The organism is uncultured Methylobacterium sp., assembly GCF_964242245.1.
Lineage (GTDB): Bacteria > Pseudomonadota > Alphaproteobacteria > Rhizobiales > Beijerinckiaceae > Methylobacterium.
Window position 1 is genome coordinate 22641 of sequence record NZ_CAXTBY010000040.1, and the last position, 6204, is coordinate 28844.

Genomic DNA, 6204 nt, shown 5'->3' on the forward strand with positions numbered 1-6204 from the left:
TAGACTCTATTGCGTCCGACGATCGTCTGCGCGAAGGAGGCCCCTGCGATGGCGCGATCCGCTCCGAAGCGTGCCCGCGCGACGCGGACCGGCGGCGCCCTCGCGCTCGCTCTCGGCCTGAGCGCCTGCATCGGCGGCTCGGACCGGCCCCGTTCCGTTCAAGCCGCACCCTCGGGCCCGGCCGAGCGCGCGCCGCCCGTCGAGGCCGCCGCCCCGGCACCCGCACCCGGCCGTATCGGCTCGGGATCGGTCAAGGTCGCGCTGATCGTTCCGCTCTCCGGTCCCGGCGCGAACCTCGGCGTCGCACTGCGCAACGCTGCGGAACTGGCGATGGAGGAGTTCCAGCAGCCGGATCTCCAGGTCCTGGTGCGGGACGACCGCGGCACCCCGGACGGTGCCCGGGAAGCCGCCGCCGGCGTCATCGCGGAAGGGGCCGAACTGGTGCTCGGCCCGCTGTTTGCCGCCAACGTCGCCGCCGCCTCGGTGCCGGCCCGCGCCGCCGGCAAGCCGGTGATCGCCTACTCCACCGATGCGAGCGTCGCCGCGCGCGGCACCTACCTGCTGAGCTTCCTTCCGCAGGCGGAGGTCGACCGGATCGTCGACGACGCCGTGGCGGACGGGCGCCGGTCGTTTGCCGCCTTGATCCCCGAGAACGCCTACGGCAACGCGGTCGAGGCGCAGTTCCGCGAGGCGGTCGCGCGCAAGGGCGCGCGGCTCGCAGGGCTCGAGCGCTACGCGCCCGGCGCGCCGGGGCCGGCAATCGCGCGCCTCGGCGGCGTGATCGTCGGGGCTGCCGCCCAGGCCGACGCCCTGTTCCTGCCCGAGACCGCGGACGGCCTGCCGGCAGTCGCCGCGGCGCTGACCAAGGCTGGCTTCGCACCGGCGCGCATCCGGCCGATCGGCACCGCGCTGTGGAACGAGCCGCGGCTCTTCGCCCTGCCGGCCCTCCAGGCCGGCCGGTTCGCCGCACCGGATGCGGCCGGGTTCTCGGGCTTTGCCGGACGCTATCAGGCGCGCTACGGCGCGAGCCCGCCGCGCGTGGCCTCGCTCGCCTACGATTCGATCTCGCTCAGCGCCGCGCTGTCGCGCCAGTACGGCACGCAGCGCTTCGCGGAGGCCACGCTCACCAAGAATGCGGGTTTTGCCGGCATCGACGGCACCTTCCGCTTCCGTCCCGATGGGCTGAGCGACCGCGCGCTCGCCGTCCACGAGATCCGCAACAACGCCGCGACCGTGGTCAGCCCCGCCCCGCGCGCGCTCGCGAAGTCGGGCACTTGAGACTCGATCTGGATTTTCCGGTTCCAGATCGGACGGGTACTCGGCGTCGCTGAAGCTCGGCCTCGCGTTCGGCGCCGTTGCCAAGCCGTTGCGCGGCTACAACGTTCCTACAGACGTAAGTACGATGAATCGGCGGGACAGCCCGATGGTGGAACTCAAGCTCGTGCAGATCGGCAATTCCGTCGGCGTCGTCCTGCCGAAGGAGGCTCAGGCGAAGCTGAACGTGTCGAAGGGCGATACGGTGTTCCTGACCGAGGCACCCGATGGTTACCGGCTCACGCCCTACGCACCGGCCTTCGAAGCGCAGATGGCCGTGGCTCGTGCGGTGATGAAGGAGCGCCGCAACGCGCTTCGCGAACTCGCCAAGTAGGCGTCCCGAGTGCCCGTGTGGGTCGACGGGACCGTCGTTCTCGCGATCCACGACGCGCAGGTGGCGGAACACGGCGGTGCGTCAGGGGTCAGGGGTGAGGCCGCGCTCGATGCTGCGTTGAGCCGGCCTCAGAACCTTGCGATCTACGGAGAGCCGCCACCGGATCTCGCTGATCTCGCCGCGGCCTGCGCATTCGCGATCGTGCGCAACCACGCCTTCCTGGACGGCAACAAGCGCACGTCCGCCGTCGTCACCGAATTGTTCATCCGGCTCAACGAAATGCGGCTCGCAGCAGTGGATGCGGAGATCGTGCTGACTTGGTTGACCATCGCGGATGACAGCCTGGACGAATCCGCCTTCGCAGCGTGGCTGCGTTCTCGCCTGCGAGGGGCGTGACGTGTGACGGCCGCGCAGCATAGACCCGCTTGTGCAGGCGGCCGCGCTCGTGCGGGTGGAGCCTTCGCCAGCCTGCCTTACACCAAGTCTCATGGGTCATGACCCATGAGGCTCGGCGGACGACCGCCGCCCCGCAGTCGCGGGGACCAGACCTCGATGAGTCGGGCTCATCGAGGTCTGGTATCAGGCAGCGAGGTTCGCCACCACGGCGTTGAGCACGGGCGCGCCCCGCGCGGTCGCCGCGATCCGTCCGCCTGCGAGCCGCGCGACGAGCCCGTCGCCGACGAGCGCGTCGATCCGCGCGGCGTCGAGCGGCCGGCCCTTCAACGCCGCGTAGCGGGCTGGGTCGATCCCCTCGGAGAGGCGCAGGCCCATCATCAGGAACTCGTCGCCCTGGTCGGCGCCGATGAGCTGCTCGGTCTCGGCGATGCCGTGGCCGGCGCGCTCGACGCGGGCGAGCCACGCCTCCGGGCCGCGCTCGGTGACGGTGCCGAGGCGGCCCTCCCCCGTCACGAGGCGCCCGTGGGCGCCGGGGCCGATGCCGGCATACTCGCCGTAGCGCCAGTACAGCAGGTTGTGGCGCGACTGCGCGCCGGTCCTGGCATGGTTCGAGATCTCGTAGGCCGGCAGTCCCGCCCGGTCGCAGACCTCGCCCGTCACGTCGTAGAGGACGCGCGCGGTCTCATCGTCCGGCGGGATGAGTTTGCCGGTGGCGGCGAGGCCGAAGAACGGCGTGCCGGGCTCGATGGTGAGTTGGTAGAGCGACAGGTGCTCGGCCGCCCGCGCGATCGCCTCGGTCAGTTCCAGGCGCCACGCCCGCGCCGTCTGGTTCGAGCGGGCGTAGATGAGGTCGAAGGAGCTTCGCGCGAACGCCCCTTGCGCGATCCGGATCGCTTCGCGCGCCTCCGCGGCGCTGTGCAGCCGGCCGAGCGCCTTCAACGAGGCGTCGTCCAGCGCCTGCACGCCGAGGGACACGCGGTTGACGCCGGCCGCGCGGTATCCGCGGAAGCGTCCCGCCTCGACGCTGGTCGGGTTGGCCTCGAGGGTGATCTCGGCGTCCGGCGCCATCGCCCAGGACTCCGCCACGGCGTCGAGCAGCCCGGCGACCGTCGCCGGCCGCATCAGCGACGGCGTGCCGCCCCCGAGGAAGACGCTGGAGACGGTGCGGCCCGGCGTGAGGGCGGCGACGTGCGCGATCTCGGCCCGGAAGGCCGCCAGGAAGCGCGGCTCGTCCACCGGCGCGTGGCGGACGTGGCTGTTGAAGTCGCAGTAGGGGCACTTCGAGGCGCAGAAGGGCCAGTGCAGGTACACGCCGAACCCCGCATCGCGGGTCGGGTGGTCCGGGCCGGAATCCGTCATCGGCGGGATGTGCCCGCCGGCCCGCGGTTTGGCAATCGCGCCGGCGGTCAGGCCGGCCGCCGCAGGCAGGCGTCGGCCAGCGTCACGAAGGCGCGCGCCCGGTGCGAGAGCGCGCCTCCCGTCCGCCAGTCGACCCCGTGCTTCTCCTCGGCGGACATCTCGCCGAAGGTGCGATCGTGTCCATCGGGCCGGAACATCGGGTCGTAGCCGAAGCCGGCCGCACCGCGGGGCTCGACGAGGTCGCCGAACACCCGGCCCTCGAACAGTTCGGTGTGATCGTCGGGCCAAGCCAGCACCAGGGCGGAGACGAAGTGCGCCCGCCGGTCGCGCGCGCCGCGCCGGTCCAGCTCCGCGACGATACGGGCCATCGCGCCGGAGAAATCCTTGGTCTCCCCGGCCCAGCGGGCGGAAAACAGCCCGGGCGCGCCGTCGAGCGCGTCGACGCAGAGGCCGGAATCGTCGGCGAAGGCCGGCAGGCGCGAGGCGCGGGCCGCAGCGAGCGCCTTGATCGCGGCGTTCTCGGAGAACATCGTGCCGGTCTCGTCGGGCTCGGGCAGTCCGAGTTCGCCCGCCGAGACCGGCACGACGCCGAAGGGCGCCATGAGCGCGCGCATCTCCACGAGCTTGCCCGCGTTGTGGGTCGCGATGACGACGCGGCCGGTGAGGATGCGATGGCTCACGCGACCGCCTGCTTCTGGCGTGCGACGAGGTCGGCGACGCCACCCTTGGCCAGCCGCAGCAGGTCCAGGAGCTCGTCCTCCGAGAACGGCTTGCCCTCCGCCGTGCCCTGAACCTCGACGAGGCCGCCGGAGCCGGTGATGACGAAGTTGGCGTCGGTTTCGGCGCCCGAATCTTCGTCGTAGTCGAGGTCGAGCACCGCCCGGCCCTTGACGATGCCGCAGGACACCGCGGCGACGTGGTCGCGCAGGGGATCGACCGAGATGATCGAACGGGCGCGCATCCACGCGAAGCACTCGTGCAGCGCCACCCAGGCCCCGGTGATCGCCGCCGTGCGCGTGCCGCCGTCGGCCTGGATCACGTCGCAATCGACGGTGACCTGCCGCTCGCCCAGCGCCGGCAGGTTGACGACGGCGCGCAGCGAGCGGCCGATCAGGCGCTGGATCTCCTGCGTGCGGCCGGACGGCTTGCCGGACGTCACCTCGCGGCGCGTCCGCTCGTGCGTGGCGCGCGGCAGCATCGCGTACTCGGCCGTGACCCAGCCCTTGCCGGAGCCGCGCAGCCAGGACGGGCCGCGCTCCTCCAGGGAGGCGGTGCAGAGCACCCGGGTCTCGCCGAAGCCGACGAGGCACGACCCTTCGGCGTAGCGGGCCACCGACCGTTCGAGCGTGACCGTGCGCAACTCGTCGGCGGCGCGTTTCGAGGGGCGCATCCGGCGTGCTCTCCTACACATTAATTCTGGAGGCTTGCTTAGGCCGCTCCGGGATGGGCGGCAACCCGCCCGCACTCGGGCGCGTGCCGCCGTCCCGGCACCGATCGATTGATCCGCGGACCCGCCACGGACACAATCCCCGGGCAGGATCGCATCCCGCAGGATCGAACGCGTGTCAGAGTCTTCCCGCCCCCAGCCCCCGCAGGCCCAGGCGCTCGCCGTGCTGAACGAGCGCGCCCGCGAGATCTTCCGCCAGATCGTCGAGAGCTACCTGTCGACCGGCGAACCGATGGGATCGCGCAACCTCGCCCGCATCCTGCCGATGGCCCTGTCGCCGGCCTCGATCCGCAACGTGATGTCGGACCTGGAGCATTCCGGCCTGATCTTCGCGCCGCACACGTCGGCCGGGCGGCTTCCGACCGAGCTGGGCCTGCGCTTCTTCGTCGATGCGATGCTCGAACTCGGCGATGTCGGCCGCGAGGAGCAGGAGCGGATCGAGGCGCAGATGCGGGCGGCGGCCTCGCGCCACACCTTCGACTCGGCGCTGGCCGAGGCGTCCACCCTGCTCTCGGGCATCTCTCGCGGCGCCGGCGTCGTGCTGACGACGAAGACCAACGTCCATTTGAAGCACATCGAGTTCGTGCGGCTCGATCCGGGCCGGGCGCTCGTCGTCCTCGTCTCGGACGACGGCTCGGTGGAGAACCGCCTGCTCGACCTGCCGCCGGGCCTGCCGGCGAGCGCCTTGCAGGAGGCCTCGAACTACCTCAACGCCCGCCTCCAGGGGCGGACGCTCGGCACGCTGCGCGCCGAGATCGAGGCCGGCCGGCAGGCGAAGAAGCGCGAACTCGACGCGATCACCGAGCGCTTGGTCGATGCGGGGCTCGCCATCTCCGTCGGGCCGTCCGATGCGCGCCAGCTCATCGTGCGGGGACAGGCCAACCTCCTCGACGACCTGCGCGCCGTGGAGGACCTGGAGCGCATCCGCCTGCTGTTCTCCGACCTCGAAACCCAGAAAGACGTGATCGACCTCCTGGCGCGGGCCGAGGGCGGCGAGGGCGTGCGGATCTTCATCGGCTCGGAGAACAAGCTGTTCTCGCTGTCGGGGTCCTCGCTCATCGCCGCGCCGTTCCGCGACGGCTCGCAGAAGATCGTCGGCGTCGTCGGCGTGATCGGCCCGACGCGGCTGAACTACGCCCGCATCGTGCCGATGGTGGACTACACCGCGCGGGTGGTCTCGCGGATGCTCGACCGGGGCTCGTCGTAGGGCGATCCGTCCCGGTCGCGCGCATACCCTCCCCCGTCCCGCTTCGCGGGCCACCCTCCCCCGCAGGGGGGAGGGTAAACCCGCTTGCCGCAATCAACCCCGGATCACGTCGACGATCTCGTAGGTGTCGGGATCGACGATGACGAT

General features: G+C 71.8%; 7 protein-coding genes. 4 read left to right on the top strand and 3 right to left on the bottom strand.

Annotated elements, in window-relative coordinates; translation table 11 throughout:
• Positions 1-48: 48 nt before the first annotated feature.
• The 3 genes from ACFE8Y_RS11010 to ACFE8Y_RS11020 all read left to right on the top strand — a co-directional run bounded on the left by ACFE8Y_RS11010 (position 49) and on the right by ACFE8Y_RS11020 (position 2044).
• Positions 49-1278: a penicillin-binding protein activator gene (locus ACFE8Y_RS11010; RefSeq protein ID WP_375464425.1), complete on the top strand. Its 1230-nt coding sequence runs from the start codon at positions 49-51 to the stop codon at positions 1276-1278.
• A gap of 145 nt (positions 1279-1423) precedes the next feature.
• A complete protein-coding gene (locus tag ACFE8Y_RS11015; RefSeq protein WP_375464426.1) occupies positions 1424-1648 on the top strand; it encodes an AbrB/MazE/SpoVT family DNA-binding domain-containing protein in 225 nt (74 codons plus the stop codon).
• A gap of 15 nt (positions 1649-1663) precedes the next feature.
• Complete coding sequence (locus tag ACFE8Y_RS11020) at positions 1664-2044, top strand: type II toxin-antitoxin system death-on-curing family toxin (protein ID WP_375464427.1); 381 nt, start codon at positions 1664-1666, stop codon at positions 2042-2044.
• A gap of 183 nt (positions 2045-2227) precedes the next feature.
• Here ACFE8Y_RS11020 and hemW read toward each other — a convergent pair whose 3' ends face one another.
• From hemW to rph, 3 genes are read right to left on the bottom strand one after another with little or no spacing between them, the layout of a single operon-like run.
• Positions 2228-3403 (bottom strand): radical SAM family heme chaperone HemW, encoded by a 1176-nt coding sequence (gene hemW, locus ACFE8Y_RS11025; RefSeq protein WP_375464428.1) that lies wholly within the window; start codon positions 3401-3403, stop codon positions 2228-2230.
• A 47-nt stretch (positions 3404-3450) separates the two neighbouring features.
• The gene (rdgB, locus tag ACFE8Y_RS11030; RefSeq protein ID WP_375464429.1) at positions 3451-4083 is read right to left on the bottom strand and encodes an RdgB/HAM1 family non-canonical purine NTP pyrophosphatase; all 633 of its coding nucleotides are present in this window, start codon (positions 4081-4083) and stop codon (positions 3451-3453) included.
• The gene (gene rph, locus ACFE8Y_RS11035) at positions 4080-4793 is read right to left on the bottom strand and encodes a ribonuclease PH (RefSeq protein ID WP_375464430.1); all 714 of its coding nucleotides are present in this window, start codon (positions 4791-4793) and stop codon (positions 4080-4082) included. The genes rdgB and rph overlap by 4 nt, the downstream gene beginning before the upstream one ends.
• A 172-nt stretch (positions 4794-4965) precedes the next feature.
• Between rph and hrcA the strand changes: the two genes are divergently transcribed.
• Positions 4966-6057, top strand: a complete 1092-nt coding sequence (hrcA, locus tag ACFE8Y_RS11040) for a heat-inducible transcriptional repressor HrcA (RefSeq protein WP_375464431.1) — start codon at positions 4966-4968, stop codon at positions 6055-6057.
• Positions 6058-6204: the final 147 nt, after the last annotated feature.